The organism is Metabacillus herbersteinensis (assembly GCF_042433335.1).
Lineage (GTDB): Bacteria > Bacillota > Bacilli > Bacillales > Bacillaceae > Metabacillus > Metabacillus herbersteinensis.
The window spans coordinates 1-19,886 of the sequence record NZ_JBHLVO010000049.1 but is presented as its reverse complement, the minus strand read 5'-3'; the positions used below and the strand labels follow the sequence as shown (position 1 = coordinate 19,886).

Here is a 19,886-nt window from a genome sequence, read left to right as displayed (position 1 = left end):
CAAACACCCAATTCCTCCCACTAATGGGAGCTACTAAAGATGAAGTGGCTCACTTTTAAAGTGATCGCTCTGGCTCAATTTAATGTTGACAAAAACAGGTAGATCACCTTTCTCTGGAATATTAATAACTACATTACTAGAGTATAAGATAAATCTAACAATTAAATTTGTAGATATTATGAAGTTATAAATTTAATTTAATGATTATCCCACTAGCTCAGAATAAGTAATTGTCGATGTTGATGCACACAAAGTTGCTAGACGGCTGAACCATTCACCTTTGAATTTTCTTCGATTAAATCGATAACAAAATTCATCTAAATAGGATTGGAGATGCTTTGAATCTAGCCCGTGAAACGTACCACCAACAAACGCTTTAGCATTCGAAAGAACTGTATGCAACCAATTTAAATGGTCTGGACTTTTTCTTTGGTATTATAGACCTGGTACTCGTGCTTAAAGCCAGCTCCAGCAAGTGCTCGGTAGGAATGATAAGCATCGCTACAAATTGTTGACCCTGGTTGGATGCATTTTTCGGCAAAATCAATCAATGTTTTCCCTTTAATATTGGGGACGACCTCCATTTTCAAATAGAGTGGATGTCCTTTTTGGTTCAAAGATAATCCCACTTACTCATTTTTAATTTTAAAAGATGCTTCTCGGTGTAAAATCATAAATCCACTGTGGGTGTAACAACACAAGGAAATTGGAAGGTAGTTTCACACTAGCATTACAACCTAATAAAAAATGTTAATAATTAACTTTTACTCACGAGTGCAAATTGTTTTTTTTCCTAACACATAATACATAAGTCAGAAATATCGATGTGATGCTCAACCAAAATGAGAAATATCCAATTTTCGGTATGTATTGATCTAGTACACTATATTTAGGAAGCATAAAGAAAACATAATCAATTACATCGTTATGGAGTATCCATAATGCGGCCAACATTAAATGCATAGTTTTTATTTGATAATAGGGTACATATAGTAATCCTTGGATTGCCATACCTGCATGTGAAAGGATCAACATATAACTAGTCCAATGTATATTTCCAGTCACCCCATACACTAAGATATTCATGACAACTGCCCAAATACCATATTTGAACAAGGTAACCATTGCTAAAGCCTCTACAAAAGGCCAATTTTTCTTAAGTAATAGTGCGACTAATACCGCAGCAAAGAATAAGCTAGCTGTTGGGCTGTCTGGTACAAAAACTAAGAATTTTGCTGGAGTCTCTGCTAATTGCCATCCATACCAAATATACCCATAAATTGTGCCCACTACATTTATTATCAATAACACCCATAAAACCCAGCGATACCCCAAAAAATTCATTAAATTCTTCATTACTGCACCCCTACTTTAAAGAGATCTGGGATTTGCCACTATCTTTATTAATGAGATCAGAGACCCTCCATACTCTTTGAAACTGTTACTTTGAAAATATCTATAGCTACTTTTTTTCCTATTTATTTAAAAACCTTAGCAAATCACCATAAACCACTTTATATGCTTAATTGCTCTTGTTTTTGTTATTAATGGTTCACAGATCTTTATATCTGTTTCAAGTTCCCCTTATTTTTCATAAAATTTATTTTATGTAAATAAGAACTTCTCTGTCACAAAGTTTCCATCTCTTAAACAACAAACTCCTCTTTTTCTGGGAAAATAGATCATTTCCAAATTGAATATCTTTGTTACTTTGAACACTTAAATAAACATGTTAGTAAAATGAAAAACATTTATATATCCTGATCTACAGAATATTTTTCCTTCAACAATCGTCTTCCTCTAAAAATATTATTTTTAATAAAACTAATTTCTTTATTTAACAATTCGCTAATTTCTTTATAAGTAAAATAGTTAAAATAATGAAGAATTAACGGTTGCCTATATTGGATAGGTAATGAATTAATAGTTACATAAAGCCTCTCTTTTTCAAGCTTTTTAAATGCTTCAAATTCTGCTGAATTAATATTAGTGACTTTCAATTCTTCAAGATTCTCCATTAAAAGGGTAGATTTAATAGTTTTACTTCGAAGAAAGTCAAAGCACTGATTACGAGTTATTGAATATAACCACGATTTTAAGGTTGATCTATTTTCAAACGAGTCCATTTTTAAAAATACTTTCAAATATACTTCCTGCATAATATCATCAACAGATATCCAATCTCTCACATATCTAAAAACTAAAAAACGTAGTTCCTTTTCATATTCATAAATGATCTTTTCTATTTCTTTTTCAAACAAGGGTTGGGAAACAGGATATTCTGTCTCTTTTTCTTTCATTTCGACCACTTTTTTCAATCCTGACCAACACCCTCCAAAAACTGTTAATTATATCCTAACACAATTTTAGATGTTGACCAGATAAAATATTACAAAAATGTTACAAATGTGATAATTTTACAAATTATTCAAGTTATGTCCATTTCACAATTGTTTATTTTCGTTAATTTAAGTCTCAATCCTTTTAAAAAAAAATCATTTCACTGCTATAGCTTGCTTTCCCATTTGTTCCCATGCAGCAATAAAATTCTCTTTTTGAATTTTCCTATCCTTTTGATATGTTAACGGGTCGTTAAAATAAATATAATTTTCGTTATATCCAGTAACGACAACTGAATGTTCTCTATAAGTAATTTTAATTTGTCCCTGTTCTGTATCCCAAGTATCAAATTGTGTGTCAGGCAATTTTTTAAACGTTGTATTTGTAATTATCCATACAGGCTGTTCATTATTTATACTATTTATGACCTCTCCAAAGTCATTGCCTGTTAAATTAATAATTTCATTTGGTATATAACTTTCAGCAAGTTCTTCAATAGGTTGATGATAGACTCCATATCCTGGATTTTTATAGGAATACATATCACCAACAAAACCATTATGAGGATTACCGAAGTGTATTAAGCCATTTTGAACTGTCATTGGTGTACTATCTTTTTTTACATTTTCAGCAAGCTCCATCTTTCCTACATTAACACCGTCATATTGAAGCAACATTGCTAAACTAGTTACTTCACAACCTCTAGGTAATTCTGGCAATTGTGAAAGTAAAGGAACATCTAATTTCCTCTCTGTTAAAACATTTACCATCTTGCTAATATTTCCAGCCCTAATATTACCTTTTTCTTCACTTTGTCCCAGCATACCTATTTCTTCCTTATATTGTATTAAATTATATAATAATAAAGAAATAAATATAAGAAATGAAAGTAAACCGTAATAAAAGAACAAGTCACCCTTTCCTTTATTTTTAACCATTAATAAAAAAAGGGTTATGAAACCTGAGATAAAAAGTGTATAGACTCCCATTTCTTACTCTCCACTATCATTTTATGGAATCTTTAATTTTTAAATATGAGATACAAAAACGAGTTTTGCGCCAACCCACATATAATTGAATTTGATGGTTACTCATACAGGTATTTTCACATCCAGAATGAGATTTAGCTGTTTTTCCTTTTTATCTAAGATAACTTTAAAAACATCTTCCTCACTAAAATTGCTAAATCTCCTAATCTCAGTTGGAATATGAACAAATCCACCTTGACTAATTACACACTTATTTTCTTCCTCATATCCATCTTTATTAGATAATATAAGATTTTCACCGTCCAAAATTATATTGATTAGATCACCTAACTCGAAATCTATTTCTTTTCTGATCCTAGTAGGAATATATATTTGTCCTGTCTTTCCTAATCTCAGTTTATGCATGCTAGTCACCTCAGTTGTAGATATAAAGATTATGACAATAGCATAATAAATAATTTTGTAGAAATTATGTACTTTACTAATTTATTTTATAAATATACCCTACACCTAATACTCAGAAATAATTATAGGGGTTCCAATTGTAACTTTTGATGTTTCTTCATTTAATTTTCTAATTCCAATTTGGATATTCATAAGATTTTGGTTAGCTAGTTTTAGTTGATTTTTCCACTTTCCAGTATAACCAGAGACAGAAAGGAAACCTTTCTCATTAAGTTCTTCAACTTTTTCTCCCTCCATAAAATCTAATATTTTTCCACTAAGTAAACTATTACTTGTTCTACCATTTGTTACGCCTTCCACAGTAAGGAATCTATTATTTTTTTCAAAATCAAATAGAATATTTGTTTGATTAAGTACGTTACTATCTATATCTCCCTCTACCATTAATTGATATGTGTAAGTTATTGTATACCCTTTTTTAGATGGTAATACTGAAATTATCACTTTTTCTATGATATTCCCTTTTTCTATAACTCCTGTTGCTTGATAATGATGTTCATCCTCTTCTTTTTCCCAGGAGTATCCCACATCCTTATTAAATATGTCCCTCAATTCATTTTTTACTCTTTGTAACGATATATTAGATTTTGTATCCTTTATATAAACCTTCCATTTCTTTATTTCAACATTACTCACTTCTGCTACATTTTTAATATCCTCAAGTTCTTTAAAACTAGGCATACTATATACACTACTAAAATGGTTGATTAAAAAGAATATAGAAATAAATATTATTATAGTAAAAAAATGTTTTTTCATGTCAAAATCACCTCCATACCATTATGGACTTTTGTTAGTTGATATATACATTGGTTATTAAATTACTAGATTGTCTGAATCAACTACACACTTTCTTCACAAATAAGGATTATGATCAATTTGTAAATATTTTGGAGGTGTCATGATATGTTAAAGCTTGTTCAATCCTTTATTGTAGTATCATTACTCCTTATTCTTGGTGCATGCTCTAACTCTATGAGTGGGATGGACCATAGTAATATGGATATGGGTAATGATAAGGAAGAAAGTGAGAGTTCAATAGATACTAAGATAAAAAGTACAAGTGTAACTCAAAAAATTGAAAAAAGTGAGTTTACTCTTGTTGCACAAGAACGCAGCCATACTCTTACGAATAATCTAAATATTAATGCTTGGACCTTTAATGGTTCCGTTCCTGGACCGGAGATTAGAGTTCAAGAAGGTGAAGAGGTCAAAATCAACCTAAAAAATAAACTAAAAGATCCTGTCACTATTCACTGGCATGGCGTACCCGTCCCAAACAATATGGATGGGATCCCAGGTGTAACAATGAATGCGGTTCAGCCTGGCGAAACTTTTACTTATGAATTTCAAGCAACTGTCCCAGGAACCTATTGGTATCATTCCCATCAAGACGGTGTGAATCAAGTTGATAAAGGACTTTATGGTTCTTTTATCATTGAGGGGAAAGATCAGAAGGATTATGATAGAGACTATGTTTTAGTACTTGATGAATGGATGAGTGACCCAGAATCCATGAATATGGAAGATGAGCAAATGGCCATGGAATCTGATGATATGGAAGGTATGGATCATGCAGGGATGGACATGGAGTCAGAAGAAAGTATTTCTGAAACTGAGAATATGGGTCATGATATGAGCATGTATGACATCTTTACCATTAATGGAAAAAGCGGTAAGGATATCCCTTCATTAACTGTTAAGGAGGGCGAAAAGGTCCGAATCCGTCTAGTTAATGCTGGATTTATGTCTCATAAAATCCATTTACATGGACATGATTTTAAAGTAATTAGCTCAGACGGACAGGAAATTACAAATCCACAGGTGATAAAGGATGAATTGATTTCAATAGCTCCTGGGGAGAGATATGACATTGAATTTATTGCCAATAATCCTGGCCAGTGGTACCTTGAATGCCACGGTAATATGGAAGGTACAGAAGGCATGAAAACTATGATTGAATATGAAGATTTTGAAGGAGAGGCTAATGATAAACCAAATTCACAAGATACCCTTCCTGCTTTCGACCTTGCAACATATGGAGAAAATACAGTTGGTGAGTTTACGCTTGATCAAGCCTATGACTTATCCTATACAATGGCTTTAAATACCCAAAAGGATGGAAACGAAGAAATTTACACAATAAATGATAAGGTTTTCCCAGAAACGGAAAGTCTCAAAGTTAAAGAAGGAGACTTAGTAAAAGTGAAGCTTGTTAACAACTCGACAGAAGATGATCATCCTATGCATTTACATGGACACTTCTTCCAAGTTCTTAGCAAAAATGGTAAGCCTCTAAAAGGATCACCAATTGTAAAAGATACGTTAAATGTAAAACCTGGAGAAGAGTATATTGTTGCATTTAAAGCAGACAATCCTGGAGAATGGATGTTCCACTGCCACGACCTTCACCATGCAACTGCTGGGATGGTCACAAACGTAATGTATGAGGGTTTTAAACCAGATTTCACTCCAAATCCAGCAGCAAATAACAAACCAGAGTAATATGAAAAGAAGTGCAAACACATTGCACTTCTTTTTTATGTCATTCTTTATGTTGTAAATCAAAAAGTGAATGATATTGGTAACTCGTGGTGGTTAAGGAGGGACATTCCAACTAATTCTCTTTAACTTCTCGATTTAAGAATGTGTATGATTAGCAACACTGTTTGCTCGAAAAGTCTCTACGACAGGATATCTATTGTCCCTATCATGCCAGACTCTTTATGACCTGGGATTGTACAGTAGTATTCGAACACTCCCTGCTCTAGTGGTTTAAATGTAATAGATGCTTGCTTTCCAGATTGAGCATGAATATGAATCCCCCTTCATATTTCCATGTTGGTGTACATCCATTTTTATTATCTCTGCATTTAAGTCATTAAATTGGAGATCATGCTCAACTTTACCTTCATTAATAAGAGTTAATGTGACAATTTGATCTTTTTTAACCTTTATTTGGTTTGGCAAATACTTAAAATCATTTGCTGTTATATCAATTAAACTACTCTCTGGTTGGGAACTGATACTTTTGTTATGATCCTGATAATTAGCAATCTCCCCTACAGAACCCTTACTAGTAATTGAACCAGATGAGTTCATGCCAAAGAACAAAGCCGACAAACCTAAGACAAGTAATACTGGATTCTTTAGGACCCTTAATAAAATCCCCTCTTTTTTACTAAATTTATCAACTTCCAACATGTAAATAACAATTAGTGTAAAAACTATATCAAACACAAATAAAATTCGAATCAAAGGGTTTAGATAATCTTCTGCAGTCATTGCACCCAGCATCGCACCCATCATTCCACCCATTAACCCCGAAAGCATCCCATCTAAACTCGCTAGTAAGCTAATTGGGATACCAATTAATAGACCTGATGATAATCCAAGAAGCATACCAATTATTGTTGAGAGGAATAAATTATCAGGAAGCTTAGATCCCAATATAGTACCTCCCAGTATCCCGACCATCATACCAATTGTCATTGCAGCCATCATACCATGCATTGGAGATATTGATTTTCTATTTAATAGGATATAAAAAAGAGTTAATAAAAAGAAGCAAGATGCTACTGATATTAAAATGATTAAGGAAAAAGACAATCTAATTTCCTCCCAATAAAAATAAGTTTGTACCACTATATGTGTACAAACTCTTGATTAGTAATTATTTTTTTTTATTCTTCCTTCGAAAAATGTAATAAATAAAAATAATCGCTAATGGAATAACCATAAATATACAAATCCCCAAAAACGACTCTATATAAGTGTGTATGGAATTTTGTGAGTGAAATATGGAACTTGTTACAGTTAGACAAAGTATGCCCAATAAAATAAAAATTACAGGGATAACATTTAATAATTTATTCATTTTTCGCTACCCACTTCATTAAGTGGAAATCTTATTTTAAAAGTCGTCCCCACCTCTTGCATACTCTCAACCTCAATCTTACCTTTTAGTAACTCAATGATATTTTTCACAATAGCTAGACCTAAACCCGTGCCCCCTGCTGCTCTTGTTCTAGACTTTTCTACACGATAAAATCGTTCAAAGATGTAGGGTATGTCCTCCTTGGGAATCCCTATCCCTTGATCAACTATGGATATATTAATATATTTTTTATCATATGCTACTTTAACCATAATAGATCTTCCTTTGTCACTATATCTTATGGAATTTTCAAGCAAATTAATAAGAACTTGTTCAAGCCTACGACCATCAGTATAAAATAAAGGAATTTCCGTAGCAAGATCTAATATAATTTTAATATTTTTTTCATTTGCCTTTAAATTCACTTTATTTATTGAACTTATTACAATATCAGATATGTCTATAAGTTCAAGGTTTAAATCTAACTTTCCTTCTTCCATTTTGGACAATTCAAATAAATCATTTATTAAAGTCGTTAGGCGCGTTGCTTCATCATTTATTATGTCTAAATACTGATTCTTTTCCTCTTCATTACGATAGAGTGACTTTCTTAGTACATGAGAATAACCTTTAATATATGAAATTGGTGTACGAAGTTCATGAGAGATATTAGCAAAAAATTCCTTTCTATTCGTCCTGAAATCTTCTAGCTCTCTCCCTAATTCTGTAATTGCTTTTGCAAGTGTTCCAATTTCATCATTAGAAGTAACTACCAATCCTGTTTTAAGCGGTCCTTTAGCTATCTCACGGGTAGCAAGGACCATATCCAGTAATGGAGCAGAAAGTTTACGAGAAATAAAAAAAGTAAAACCAACTGCTATAAACAAGGAACCCATGACTGATATCATAAGCCAAGTTCTCATTTGCTCAATAGATGAGTTGATACTTGCCATATTTGACACTACAACGAGTCCCCCATTCACACGATTATTTATAATGATTGCTTCTCCTGAAATCAAATAGTTTTGATCAGTTTTACTATCCTGGTATTCCATACTTAGATGCTGTTTTTCCAATATTGGTTCAGAAATTTTTAGTCCTACTAATTCTCCTTCTTTAAAGTCCAGAAGGCCAGTACTATTCAATATCGTGCCTTCCTCATCAAAAATAAACAAATCTACATTGTTTAATTCAGATATCATCTCAAACATATGATAAGAATCACTATCAGCTACATCTGTAATTGTTTCTGAATATTTTGCAGCAAAATAATCGATTTGTTCCATCTTTTGATTATAAAAGTATGCTGAAAATAATTGATCAATTGTATATACTAAGGGAAACAGTACAATTAAAAATAACATCAAAATGGTAACGCCAAGCTTAACTGTAATACTATTTATCTTCATAGAGACTCTTCCGGATAGTTGAATTTATATCCCACTCCCCAAACAGTTTCAATAGGGACATAGTTAAGTTCTTTTTCCTTTATTTTAACACGGATATTTTTTATATGCGTGTCTACAGTCCGTGTATCCCTTGAACCATTTAATCCCCATAGAATTTCCAAAAGAATCTCCCTCGTAAAAACTCTCTTAGGATTAGATGCTAATGTATGGAGTAATACAAACTCCTTTGGTGTTAAATCCACAATCTTACCCTCAATAAATACCTTTCGACTATAAGAATCAATAACTAATATATCTGATCCGAAAGATAGAACTTCATCTTTTATATCGGTATTCAAATCCGTTCTTCTAATTATTGCCTTCACTCTAGCTAACAATTCTTCCGGCTCAAATGGTTTTATAAGATAATCATCCGCGCCAATCTCCAGGCCGTGTACCTTATCTTTCAACTCATTTCTTGCAGTAAGCATAAGGATTGGAGTTGACTTGATCTTCCTAACTTCAACACATACATCCCATCCATTCATGTACGGCATCATAATATCAAGTATGATTAGATCTAGTTCAGTTGTCTTAACAAACCTAATAGCTTCTTCACCATCTTTAGCTTCTACAACATCATAATCTTTTGATAAATAAATACTTAATAAATTCCGCATATTCCATTCATCATCGACAATTAATATTTTTCGCTTCATCTTGTTCTCCTTCTTAAAAAGTTCAGGCTTTAAACAATTTTAGTTAGTTATTGTTAAACTTTATGTGATAAATTATATAGTTAAATTTAAACATTACCTTAAATGTCAAATTTTTCTTACCTCTCTATAAAAAAAACTAATAATAATCATAAAAGTAATAATAGAAATAGGCATTAATATGGACAGATGTTGCTCTGCTACCGAATTACTATTTTCTTTATTTTTATTTAATTCCAATTCATTACTTTGGTTTTTTTGTTTACTTATTTTTTCTAAATTAAAAGTAGTTATTGGTTCATTATTAGAACTCAATATTTCCAAAGTTCCTTTATCTGTTATATTCTGTAAGGGTTTCTCTTCTTTTCGTACTGTAAAATAAGAATCGCTAGGCATCTGATACTCAATATTATTAAACGTAAATTCTTCACCTTGTGCAATACTTACAGTTTTGAAATTATCGAAACCGTAATCAAGAAGTGCAACAGTATCGTTATACGCAACAATTTGAGATTGACCTTTTAAAGTGACTACAATTAGATTTACATCTCCTCTTTTAGCAGTAGTTACAAGAGTATGTCCCGATTGGTCAACAAATCCTGTTTTACCACCTGTAACTCCATTATAAGGTCGTTCTCCCATTAATTTATGATGACTAAACAGCGTGGTTTCCCACTGTTGATCCTTCCATTCTAACTCTTTTGTACCAAATATTTCTCTGAAATCCTTATTCTTCAAAGCATACTGAGTAATTTTTGCTAAGTCTTCTGCTGTAGTTAAGTGATTTTCATTAAAAAGCCCATGTGGATTTTTGAAACTTGTATTTTTAACACCAATTTCATTAAAAAGATAGTCATTTATATTTTCTGAAAATATTCCTATCGATCCATCCAAATGCTCTGCTATAGCTACTCCTGCATCATTTCCAGAATTAATTAATAGACCCTGAATAAGCTTTTTGAGAGTAATCTTCTCTCCCTCTTCTAAATAAATCCTTGTACCTTCTGCTTGTGTGGCATTTCTATTTACTGTTGTAAGATCATCTAAATTTCCTTTTTCAATAGCGTAAATAGCTGTCGCGATTTTTGTTAAGCTTGCAGGATACATCATTTTTTGTGAGTTCTTTTGATAAAGGATTTCCCCTGAATTTTCTTCTATTAGTATAGCTGCTTCGCTTTGAGTACTAATATTTTCAATATGAGTACTACTGAAAGTCTTCACCGGGATAAAGACGTTTAAACCAATTATTAAGATGATTGTAATTATAATTTTATTCATGTTGCTACACCTACTTTATATTTCTCTTGTTAGTATACAAACAGTTGTAATTCGATATTGCAAAAAAACAGAGTATAACTCTAATTCAATTCACATAATTAAATACTGAACAAATTCGGGTAATTTCAATGTACATAAATTTAAAGATACCATTTCGATATTCTATTAATAAAATGTGGAGAAAGTATGGAGAAGACAAAAAGCAATGAAATCAAAATTCCACTGCTTTTTTATTTTATTGTTTAGCATACTTTACGAGAAACTAAATAATCTTACTTTACATCTAATTCATTTTAGCTCTTCTTCATAGATTGCAAAGCAAATACATATAAAACCTGTAACTAAAACAGCAAGGGTAAATACATTTATATTGAAAAGCGAGTAAGCCCCCCAGGAAGAGATAAATGTCCAAATTAACCAATAGTGATAACTTCTAATAATGTTCATTAAATTCCTTCTGCACCTTTCCAGTAAGATTCTCCAAACACCTCAGCAAAAGCCTCAATTGAATTAAATAATTCTGGTAATTCATTATCAACTCCACCAAATTCTAATAAGAGTGCCCTCTCAGTCAAATCCTGATTATACACACCATTTCCTTGGCTTTTACCTTTGACAAATACTCCTCTACTAATTCCTGGATATTTCTCTTCCAACTTCGCATTTATTTCTTTTGCTAACTGTAGGTTTTGTTCATAGTTACTATGTTCTTTGCCTACAATAAAAAACAACCTTGCATAGGGTTTTCCTCCTATTGTCGTAGTGGTAATCTTTTTCGGTTGAGAATCTCTATGAATATCTATCAAAAAGTTTAACTCGTTGTTTCCAGCAATAGCCTCTTGCACTCGTTCTCTTGAGTATTTGTAAGAATGGTTATAGTTCCATTTTCTTTCTTGCAGACCTTTTGTTACATTTGTTTTATCATGTTCAACCCCAATACCTCTTTTGCTGAGTTCTTCTGTTAACTTACTACCTACTGCAAGTACATTTACCTTCTCATTGGAACTATTTGCTTCGTCTGGATTCTTTACATCTTTTAGCAATGGTGAAAAAGCCTCCCAACTATGTGAATGATAGATATAGACATTTTTCTCCCCTTCAGCAGTTTGAGAAGGGTCCTCTGCTTTAGAGTCGGTATTCTCTTTCTCCTTGGCTAACATTTCATGCGCAATCTCTCTTTCTTTGAGTAACACCTCTAATGGGGGTGAAGACTCCATTGGTAGATTCGTATAATTTGTCCCCTCTCCAGCTACTGCAATTTCAGTATCGTAAATTGAAAATCCAGGTATCTCTCTTCCCAAAAGAGACCTAACATCTCCCACTTTTATATTAGTAGCAAGATTAAAAGCTATTTCACTTAATGAAATCTCGTGTTTATTATTATCAACATAAAAATAGTGATTTTCAGAACCTATGAAATGAACAAACAAATCATTCACTTCCATATTCTCTATTAGTTCACTTAAAGTAGAGTTAGAAAATGAAAAAGAAGAAAATATGATAATCGTAGTTAGTATAAACACCCAAACAACACATAACAAAACAGCATTTATATATTTAATGGATTCAATTACACGCTTTTTATTAGACATATGTTTTCCTCCCACTACTATCTCTATGAAAAGGTTTAATTATTTAGAAGAGAAAGAAGTTAATTTAATAGAAAAAGACTCAATCCATTAGAAATTGGATAAAGTCTTATCTTATAATTATTAAATTAGGATGAAACTAGGTTTGCGTCTATATAACTTCTAATTTACTGTTTTTGTTTCTCCATGCCAATAATATTCACTAATCATATCCGATAAAACACGTACTGTTCGATTTAGTTCTTCTAAATTGTTATCTACTCCACCTATTTCGACAATCATTGCGTTTGGAGATAAATCCTGGTTATACACACCATTTCCTTGTTTTTTATCTTTTTCAAGTACACCTTTTGATAAGCCAGGGTAATTTTTTTCTATTAAGCTATTTATTGCTTCGGCAAATTTCTTATTCTTCTGATAGTCTTTATGACCCGTACCAATTACAAAAAGCAATTTAGCATGGCTCTCTCCCTTAATCGAAATGGTAGTTGCCTCTCTTCTCAGCGAGTCTCGGTGGATATCTATGAAAATTTCTAAATCCTTACTCTCGTCCATTGCAGATATAGCAACTTCTCTAGATATTTTATATGAACTATCATAAATTAATCCTCTATCGTCTAGTAATTGAACAATATCGGTAGAATCAGCTTGAGTACCAATTCCTCTTTGCTTTAATGCTCTCTCTAACATTTGACCAACCATTGTAATATTCACTTTTGAGTGAAAGGCATCTTTCGGGTCTTCTTCTCTTAAATACGGTAGAAATGACTCTCTGCTGTGAGAGTGGTAAACGTAAACAACCTTCTTACCAAATGTAGAATGTATTGGTTCATCCAAACGCTCTGTTATTGAGTCCAATTTCTCTGATATCTCGTCTAAATCTTTTGTTGAAAACTCTCTTTCTTTTAAAAATGAATCCATAGAAGGAGAAAGTTCAACACTTGAGTTTGTGTTATTATTTTTCATTCCATAACCTAAACTATTAACATTTACATTATTTGGACTATCACTAGAAAACCTCTCTATATTCCCCTCTTCCAATAAACGGTTAGGGTTTGAGAGGATCTTTTTCGACAATAACAAGGATTCTTCTAGATCATTTTTCAATAAAGCTTTATGAACAAGCTGCACATTCTCAGTAATATTATCGTTAGGAGACAGAGCCAATATGACAGCAATAAATGATAAACATAATAGAAATAGAATAGTAGATAAGATAAGTAAGCTTCCGATTATAGGTTTCTTCTTTATCTTTTTAAAAACATCTTTTGACATTAATTCCCTACCTTTTTAAAAGCATACCTTAACTCACAAAGTAGTCTTTATACTAGATTTAAATACCCTCAATATTATCTTGATGGTCGTCTAAAGCCACATTGGCTATTCCTTCGTCATCATAATCATATATATCAGGGCTTTTGCTCTACAAGCACCGCAAGCAATGCACGTTTCTTTATCAACGATCGTAAATTTTGGTATTTATGTGTAACTCCTTTCCATTACATACTTAGCTTCACTAAAATATACCCATACTCTATTGAGGAGTGATTACGATAAAATATTGTTTCTAGTTGTTTCTCATATACTTTCCTACTATCTACCATTTATATCGGTAAAATCCTGATGATTTATACTATACAAAGAAACATGACCACAATATGAACATGGTTGAAATAGTAGACTTACTTTTTCGTACACTTTCTGTTCATAAACACATGCTAATATAGATGTAAATCAGACAGGAGGAGTTATGGATGAAGAAGCAAGTTAAAGTTCTTGTCATTGAAGATGATCCTTACATTTGTGATTTGATCACTTTATACGCTAAAAAAAGCGGGTATATAGTTAGCAGTTCAAACGATGGAATGAAGGGATTAGAAATGTTTTATGATAACCCTCCTGATCTTGTCATTCTGGATATAATGATGCCTAAAATGGACGGTTGGGAAGTTTGCAGTGAAATAAGGAGATTTGATAAAACTCCCATTATCATGTTGACCGGGAAAGGCAAAAGCTACGACAAACTTAAAGGTTTCGACCTAGGAACGGATGATTACTTGGTGAAACCTTTTGACCCGAACGAGCTGATGGCGCGGATACAAGCGGTGCTACGACGAACCAATCCGACATTAGATGCAGATAAGATCATTGAATTTCCCTTGTTGAAGATTGATCTTAAACAATACAAGGTGACCTGTGAGAAACAGGAGATCGTGTTGCCGCCCAAGGAAATGGAGTTGCTGTATTTTCTCGCCTCGCACCCAAATCAAGTGTTCACACGTCAGCAGCTGTTGGATCAAATATGGGGTTTGGATTTTGATGGGGATCCGAGAACAGTCGATGTGCATATCAAACGGATTCGAGAAAAATTGGGGGACTCCAACCCTTATTGGATGGTAAAAACCATAAGAGGAGTTGGATATAAATTCGAGGTGGACAACCAGTGATACGAAGAAAACGCGTTTTTTGGAAGCTGTTGATCACATATATCCTGATATTATTCGTATCGTTTTTCGTGTTTGCCATCGCTTCCCATTTGTTGTTTCTGAACGATCTAATCAATAAACATCGAAGTGCAGATCGTAACCAATTAAATACGGTAGTTCAATATATCCAAAAATCTTATGACAACGGCTGGAGCAGGGAGATTATCATTTCATCTCTTGAGCTCAGTATTGCCAAACAAGATAAGGCTTTTTACTTATACGACGAATCCGGCACATTGTTATACCAAATTGGCGATGCCTCTTTTAATGTGGATAGAGAAATCGTTCGTGAGGTATTAAAAGAGAAGCAACCTACCCGCAAGATGTCGGGAGAGTATGACGATCAACATATATTTATAGCGGCTTCCCAGATTGACAAAGATGCGTCGGTTGAAGAAAAAGCAATTGTCATGGTTTCTTATGGATTGGAAAGGGAGTTTAACCAAATGAAGTACTTGTTTGTATTGGCCTCTATTATTTCTATTGCCATTACAGGCTTATTTACCTACTACCTTTCTAAAAGAATTACCACCCCACTTCGAGAAATGAATCGGGTTGCCCTCCATATCGCTAGGGGACAATTTGATCAAAGAGTCAAAATCAAGACGCGTGATGAGCTGGGAGAATTGGGGGAAACGATCAATTATATGGCTCAGGAGTTGGACAGCTTGGATCAGATGAGAAAAGATTTTGTTGCCAATGTTTCCCACGATTTGCGCTCCCCTCTTACATCGATTCATGGGTTTGTCAGGGCGTTTCTAGATGATACGATCCCCCACGAACGAGAGCGCCATTATTTTACGATCATGAAAGAACAAACCGAGCGAATGATTAAGCTGGTCAATGATCTTCTCGATATGGCCCAAATAGAAGCGGGACAGTTAGAAATCCGACATGTCATCTTTAATTTGTCGGAACTGGTTCCCCAAGTCGTGGCTCGTATGGAACCTGAATTTGTGAAAAAACAGATCAATGTGGAATTGATATCTGAAGAAGCACAAGACATCCACGTATTTGCCGATCCGGACCGAATTGATCAAGTGATCGTCAATTTAATTCAAAATGCCGTACAATTTTCCTCACCCGAGAGTTCCGTCGAGGTAATTTTGAAAAAAGAAGAACAAGCGGTGGTTTCTATTCGAGATTATGGACCGGGAATCATGCAAGAGGACATTGAATCTATTTGGGAACGATTTTATAAAGCGGATAGAGCACGAACCAAAAAGACTGGTACAGGACTCGGCTTGTCTATTGTTAAGCACATTTTAGATCTTCATCAAACCGACATTCAAGTGGATAGTAAAGTAGGAAGAGGTACTGCCTTTACTTTTACACTCCCTATAGCTCAGAACAAATCAAAAAAACATGAAAAAGAGTAATTCTCTGTTCATCTTCTGTTCATATAAAATTGCTATACTAGATTTTGCACTAATAGATTATGAAAACAAAGAGGAGGATGTCTCAATGAGTAAATTACCAAACTCTAACAACGACACCGGCGCGAAACCGACCGAGGATCGACCACCAAGCACACCACGCTGGGTGAAGGTGTCTGGAATCATCGTCATCTCCCTGGTCCTGCTGTTTGTCATCATGAAACTAACCGGCATCGGAGGTAACCACGGCCCTGGTCGCCATACATCTGGGGTCGAGCCGGCCGAGCAGATCGAGCTGGAGACGCCTGAGGACCAGATACCGTCCGGTGACGACTGATGACCATGACACCCCGCCTCCGTAATTTCGCGCTCACCGCGCATATCATTTCCTCGGTCGGCTGGCTCGGCGCGGTCGCTGCCTATATAGCTCTCGACGTTGCTGTTGTGACTAGCCAGAATGCTCAGACGATGCGTGCCGCCTATATCGCGATGGACTTGATCATCTCGTGGGCCATCGTCCCGTTGGCCTTCGCCTCGCTCATAACCGGGCTTGTCGTATCATTGGGCACCCCGTGGGGCTTGTTCCGGCACTATTGGGTCATTTCCAAACTCCTGCTAACCGTCTTTGCCACCATCATCTTGCTGAACGAGACGCAGATGGTTAGCTACATGGCAGACATAGCAGCAGATCCTACAACGTCCAGTGACGATCTCCGCGCGTTGGGAAGCACACTGGTCCACTCCATTGGAGGCTTGGTTGTGTTGATCCTGATCATGATCTTCTCGGTGTACAAGCCGCGGGGCATGACCCGGTACGGGTGGCGTAAGCAGCAGGAGAAGCGTAAAGTGTCGCAACCGTAGATGCAGCGACCTGAGAGCTAAAATACTTTTCACAGAGGGCTATCGTAAGACCAAAAAGAAGTTCAATGATATCAATCTTCATTCGGGAAGATGCTATACCAGCCATTACATCTTTAACCACTTGCTTATGTATGGGTCTATGAGAAAAAGTCTATGGAGCTGACATTTCTACACTTACTAAGGCAATAGAAGAGGGTTCCTTTTAGCCCTCTTTCCACACTATTTTCCGAATACCTCTTAAAATTAGGCAATGAACCGAATTGTTTCCTACTCATGCAAGTCGTTTGTTAATTATTGTTCGACTTAGGCTATTTATGCTCCTATTTTAATGGTCTTCCTCCATTAGATTGCTTCTATTCTTTAACCACAAAGAAAGCTATGGATACCTAATTACGTGAGTCTCAAGGTATTATCTAAGGGTACCTAAAAAATGATGGTCATGACTACTAAAATAATGAAGATAACCCCTTGATTTCTGAAGAAGATTCGTTCGGAAGGAATCTTCCCTTCTCGTATCTGCTCACGGCTATCCTAAGTGTTCCTGTTTTCCGGAGGACCCTGAAACTGATTTAGTAACTCATTCAATCTTTCCTTCTCTGATGTTAACTTTGACTTCCTTACCTCCTTCCTGTTTTGGTTTGCTCCAGCCATAACCATTGGTGATCCTTCAACCACGGTGTAGAAGGAAGAAGGCCGTCTCTCTTTTACGCTGTTTCAGTATAGATTCAAACGATGTAGAAAAAGCTGCTGAAAAAAGTGCAGCTCTGATAATTTGGTTACGATCTAGATCTGTAGCACAAAACAAACCATCTACATATTCCTTAAACTCATCTGCATTAATGCAAAAAAAATGGACTCGTTACTATAAAAAAGTTGCATAAGTAAATCAATCATTTGTTTTTGCAAATATCCCTTTCTTCCTTGCATCGTCTTTCAAAAGTTTTAAAAAGTATCACACTAGCCAGGTCAAATAGGGTATGTATTTTAGAAAAATATAATCAAAATTTATACACTTATTATTTTAGTTACATGCCTAAATAAAAAGACAAACTCAACTTAAACTGGTTGTGTCATTTTATAAATATATTTATACGGTGATATGTTAAGCTTTGTTTTAAGTAAATTAGTGGCAATTGAAGAGGTTGGGTTCCTTTTAGATACCCAACCTCAGGGGTAGCACTCATGGGAGATTAATCTTTTTTGGTTAGTTATACTAGCCTTGCCTTTATTCTAATTAGAAGGAGATTCATTCTTAATCTATTTATATGCTCTATACAAACACTCTAAGGCTCAGCCTTTTTTTAAAAAGGTATTTTAGTGGGTCTACTTTGTATGATCTTTTTTTTATTTTCATGGGAGTGTAACAGCAAGAGTGAAAAATTGTTTTTTTGGAAAACATAAGTTTTGATGTGAAGAAAAGGAGGTGGAATAATTGGCAGACCGTAATCGTGATTTTAAAACTGGAGAACGTGTAACTGAAGCTGGGGAATATGTATGTCAATCTGGCGAAAGAAAGAATTTGCGTACAGATGAAGATTTTCCAGTATGTCCTATTGGTGGCGGAGAAACATCTTGGAAACGTGATAATAAGTAACCCAAAATAAGGGTGGTTTTATTCACCCTTATTAATTTTGACCTAATCCTTCTGCTTTTAAAGCATCAATATCGATTCCATTATTTTTGCAACAATCTACTAATTTTCCGTTAATCGCAACGGATGGAACAGCTTGAACACCATAAGCTTTTGCTTTATATTCACATTCATTTGTTTCGTATTTTTTATTTAAATCATAAACCACTACTTCAGAATTATCACAAGCTAAATCCTTTATTTGTTTTACAACACCATCACAAACAAAACAACCAGCAGTAAATACTTCAACTAATCTTTTAGCCATTTCAATTCACTCCTTCAAAGTTTTTAATAATTAAGACACTCACTTTTTGGAACACCAGAAACAGGACATGGAAGATCCTTTTTTACTGCTTGTTGAACTATACACGTTTTTTATAATCCTATTTACAAATACTAAAAAGGAAAAAGGATGATAGATTGAAAATATTTGATAACTGTTTCAAGTTTTCTCAACGTTGTTTTTAATTATTGTTTCCTTTGTATACTTTATGTGGTTTTAGCCCTTCTTTAACTTCTAACAGAGATGGACTTGTAGGAATAATTATGAATCTTAACTTATTTTTATACATATTGTGTTTATTAGTGAGGAGCTTTGCTTTTACTGAACTAACCCCCACCCCCTATTCAGTTGAACAAAGTATCGCATGAATACTCTATACAAAACTAGTTCACATAAACAGATGTTATAGACAATGAAAAAGGATCTTCGATTGAAGATCCTTTTATGCTGCTTGTTGAATTAGTCGAGTAGAAGGGAGTCTTTCTACCTTACGGTAGATTGTACTCCACCCTCCGGGTAGAAAGGCCGCCCAATTGGCGGCTCAAACCCCCACAGAACCCGGCGTGCGGATTTCCCGCACCGGGCTCTTCAGAAATTGCTTCACA

General features: G+C 34.3%; 19 protein-coding genes and 2 pseudogenes. 6 read left to right on the top strand and 15 right to left on the bottom strand.

Annotated elements, in window-relative coordinates:
• Positions 1-204: 204 nt before the first annotated feature.
• From ACFFIX_RS26605 to ACFFIX_RS26580, 6 genes and pseudogenes are all read right to left on the bottom strand, one after another.
• A pseudogene (locus tag ACFFIX_RS26605) lies at positions 205-629 on the bottom strand (IS1595 family transposase); the annotation flags it as partial.
• A gap of 139 nt (positions 630-768) precedes the next feature.
• Positions 769-1,356 (bottom strand): lipoprotein heptaprenylglyceryl N-acetyltransferase LhaT, encoded by a 588-nt coding sequence (gene lhaT, locus ACFFIX_RS26600; RefSeq protein ID WP_378939516.1) that lies wholly within the window; start codon positions 1,354-1,356, stop codon positions 769-771.
• Between the two features lie 395 nt (positions 1,357-1,751).
• Complete coding sequence (locus ACFFIX_RS26595; protein ID WP_378939520.1) at positions 1,752-2,309, bottom strand: RNA polymerase sigma factor; 558 nt, start codon at positions 2,307-2,309, stop codon at positions 1,752-1,754.
• Positions 2,310-2,495: 186 nt separating this feature from the next.
• A complete protein-coding gene (locus ACFFIX_RS26590) occupies positions 2,496-3,329 on the bottom strand; it encodes a C39 family peptidase (RefSeq protein ID WP_378939515.1) in 834 nt (277 codons plus the stop codon).
• 102 nt (positions 3,330-3,431) lie between these two features.
• Positions 3,432-3,734 carry an AbrB/MazE/SpoVT family DNA-binding domain-containing protein gene (locus ACFFIX_RS26585; protein WP_378939513.1) on the bottom strand — a complete coding sequence of 101 codons (303 nt, stop codon included), beginning with the start codon at positions 3,732-3,734 and terminating at the stop codon, positions 3,432-3,434.
• Between the two features lie 105 nt (positions 3,735-3,839).
• Positions 3,840-4,553 (bottom strand): YwmB family TATA-box binding protein, encoded by a 714-nt coding sequence (locus ACFFIX_RS26580; protein WP_378939511.1) that lies wholly within the window; start codon positions 4,551-4,553, stop codon positions 3,840-3,842.
• A 147-nt stretch (positions 4,554-4,700) separates the two neighbouring features.
• Here ACFFIX_RS26580 and ACFFIX_RS26575 point away from each other — a divergent pair, with 147 nt between their 5' ends.
• Positions 4,701-6,299: a multicopper oxidase family protein gene (locus ACFFIX_RS26575; RefSeq protein ID WP_378939509.1), complete on the top strand. Its 1,599-nt coding sequence runs from the start codon at positions 4,701-4,703 to the stop codon at positions 6,297-6,299.
• 179 nt (positions 6,300-6,478) lie between these two features.
• Here ACFFIX_RS26575 and ACFFIX_RS26570 read toward each other — a convergent pair whose 3' ends face one another.
• From ACFFIX_RS26570 to ACFFIX_RS26535, 8 genes and pseudogenes are all read right to left on the bottom strand, one after another.
• The gene (locus ACFFIX_RS26570; RefSeq protein ID WP_378939518.1) at positions 6,479-6,580 is read right to left on the bottom strand and encodes a plastocyanin/azurin family copper-binding protein; all 102 of its coding nucleotides are present in this window, start codon (positions 6,578-6,580) and stop codon (positions 6,479-6,481) included.
• On the bottom strand, positions 6,570-7,403 hold the full coding sequence (locus ACFFIX_RS26565; RefSeq protein ID WP_378939507.1) for a cupredoxin domain-containing protein: 834 nt from the start codon (positions 7,401-7,403) through the stop codon (positions 6,570-6,572). Before ACFFIX_RS26565 ends, ACFFIX_RS26570 begins: the two co-directional genes overlap by 11 nt.
• 264 nt (positions 7,404-7,667) lie before the next feature.
• The gene (locus tag ACFFIX_RS26560; RefSeq protein WP_378939505.1) at positions 7,668-9,080 is read right to left on the bottom strand and encodes a sensor histidine kinase; all 1,413 of its coding nucleotides are present in this window, start codon (positions 9,078-9,080) and stop codon (positions 7,668-7,670) included.
• Positions 9,077-9,778, bottom strand: coding sequence for a response regulator transcription factor (locus ACFFIX_RS26555; RefSeq protein ID WP_378939503.1), 702 nt, complete (start codon positions 9,776-9,778; stop codon positions 9,077-9,079). The genes ACFFIX_RS26560 and ACFFIX_RS26555 overlap by 4 nt, the downstream gene beginning before the upstream one ends.
• A gap of 105 nt (positions 9,779-9,883) precedes the next feature.
• Positions 9,884-11,053 (bottom strand): D-alanyl-D-alanine carboxypeptidase family protein, encoded by a 1,170-nt coding sequence (locus tag ACFFIX_RS26550; RefSeq protein WP_378939501.1) that lies wholly within the window; start codon positions 11,051-11,053, stop codon positions 9,884-9,886.
• A 446-nt stretch (positions 11,054-11,499) separates the two neighbouring features.
• The gene (gene spoIIP, locus ACFFIX_RS26545; RefSeq protein ID WP_378939499.1) at positions 11,500-12,645 is read right to left on the bottom strand and encodes a stage II sporulation protein P; all 1,146 of its coding nucleotides are present in this window, start codon (positions 12,643-12,645) and stop codon (positions 11,500-11,502) included.
• 159 nt (positions 12,646-12,804) lie between these two features.
• A complete protein-coding gene (locus ACFFIX_RS26540) occupies positions 12,805-13,917 on the bottom strand; it encodes a stage II sporulation protein P (protein WP_378939497.1) in 1,113 nt (370 codons plus the stop codon).
• Positions 13,918-13,984: 67 nt separating this feature from the next.
• A pseudogene (locus ACFFIX_RS26535) lies at positions 13,985-14,121 on the bottom strand (ferredoxin); the annotation flags it as partial.
• Positions 14,122-14,396: 275 nt separating this feature from the next.
• Here ACFFIX_RS26535 and ACFFIX_RS26530 point away from each other — a divergent pair.
• The 5 genes from ACFFIX_RS26530 to ACFFIX_RS26510 all read left to right on the top strand — a co-directional run bounded on the left by ACFFIX_RS26530 (position 14,397) and on the right by ACFFIX_RS26510 (position 18,959).
• Entirely contained in the window at positions 14,397-15,089 is a 693-nt protein-coding gene (locus ACFFIX_RS26530) for a response regulator transcription factor (protein ID WP_378939496.1), read from the top strand.
• Positions 15,086-16,507 (top strand): sensor histidine kinase, encoded by a 1,422-nt coding sequence (locus ACFFIX_RS26525; RefSeq protein ID WP_378939494.1) that lies wholly within the window; start codon positions 15,086-15,088, stop codon positions 16,505-16,507. Before ACFFIX_RS26530 ends, ACFFIX_RS26525 begins: the two co-directional genes overlap by 4 nt.
• Positions 16,508-16,592: 85 nt before the next feature.
• Positions 16,593-16,841 carry a hypothetical protein gene (locus ACFFIX_RS26520; RefSeq protein ID WP_378939493.1) on the top strand — a complete coding sequence of 83 codons (249 nt, stop codon included), beginning with the start codon at positions 16,593-16,595 and terminating at the stop codon, positions 16,839-16,841.
• Positions 16,841-17,365: a DUF2269 domain-containing protein gene (locus tag ACFFIX_RS26515; protein ID WP_378939491.1), complete on the top strand. Its 525-nt coding sequence runs from the start codon at positions 16,841-16,843 to the stop codon at positions 17,363-17,365. Before ACFFIX_RS26520 ends, ACFFIX_RS26515 begins: the two co-directional genes overlap by 1 nt.
• Before the next feature lie 1,432 nt (positions 17,366-18,797).
• Positions 18,798-18,959: a hypothetical protein gene (locus ACFFIX_RS26510; RefSeq protein ID WP_378939489.1), complete on the top strand. Its 162-nt coding sequence runs from the start codon at positions 18,798-18,800 to the stop codon at positions 18,957-18,959.
• Between the two features lie 31 nt (positions 18,960-18,990).
• Here the strand turns inward: ACFFIX_RS26510 and ACFFIX_RS26505 are convergent, their stop codons facing one another.
• Entirely contained in the window at positions 18,991-19,263 is a 273-nt protein-coding gene (locus ACFFIX_RS26505) for a thioredoxin family protein (protein WP_378939487.1), read from the bottom strand.
• Positions 19,264-19,886: the final 623 nt, after the last annotated feature.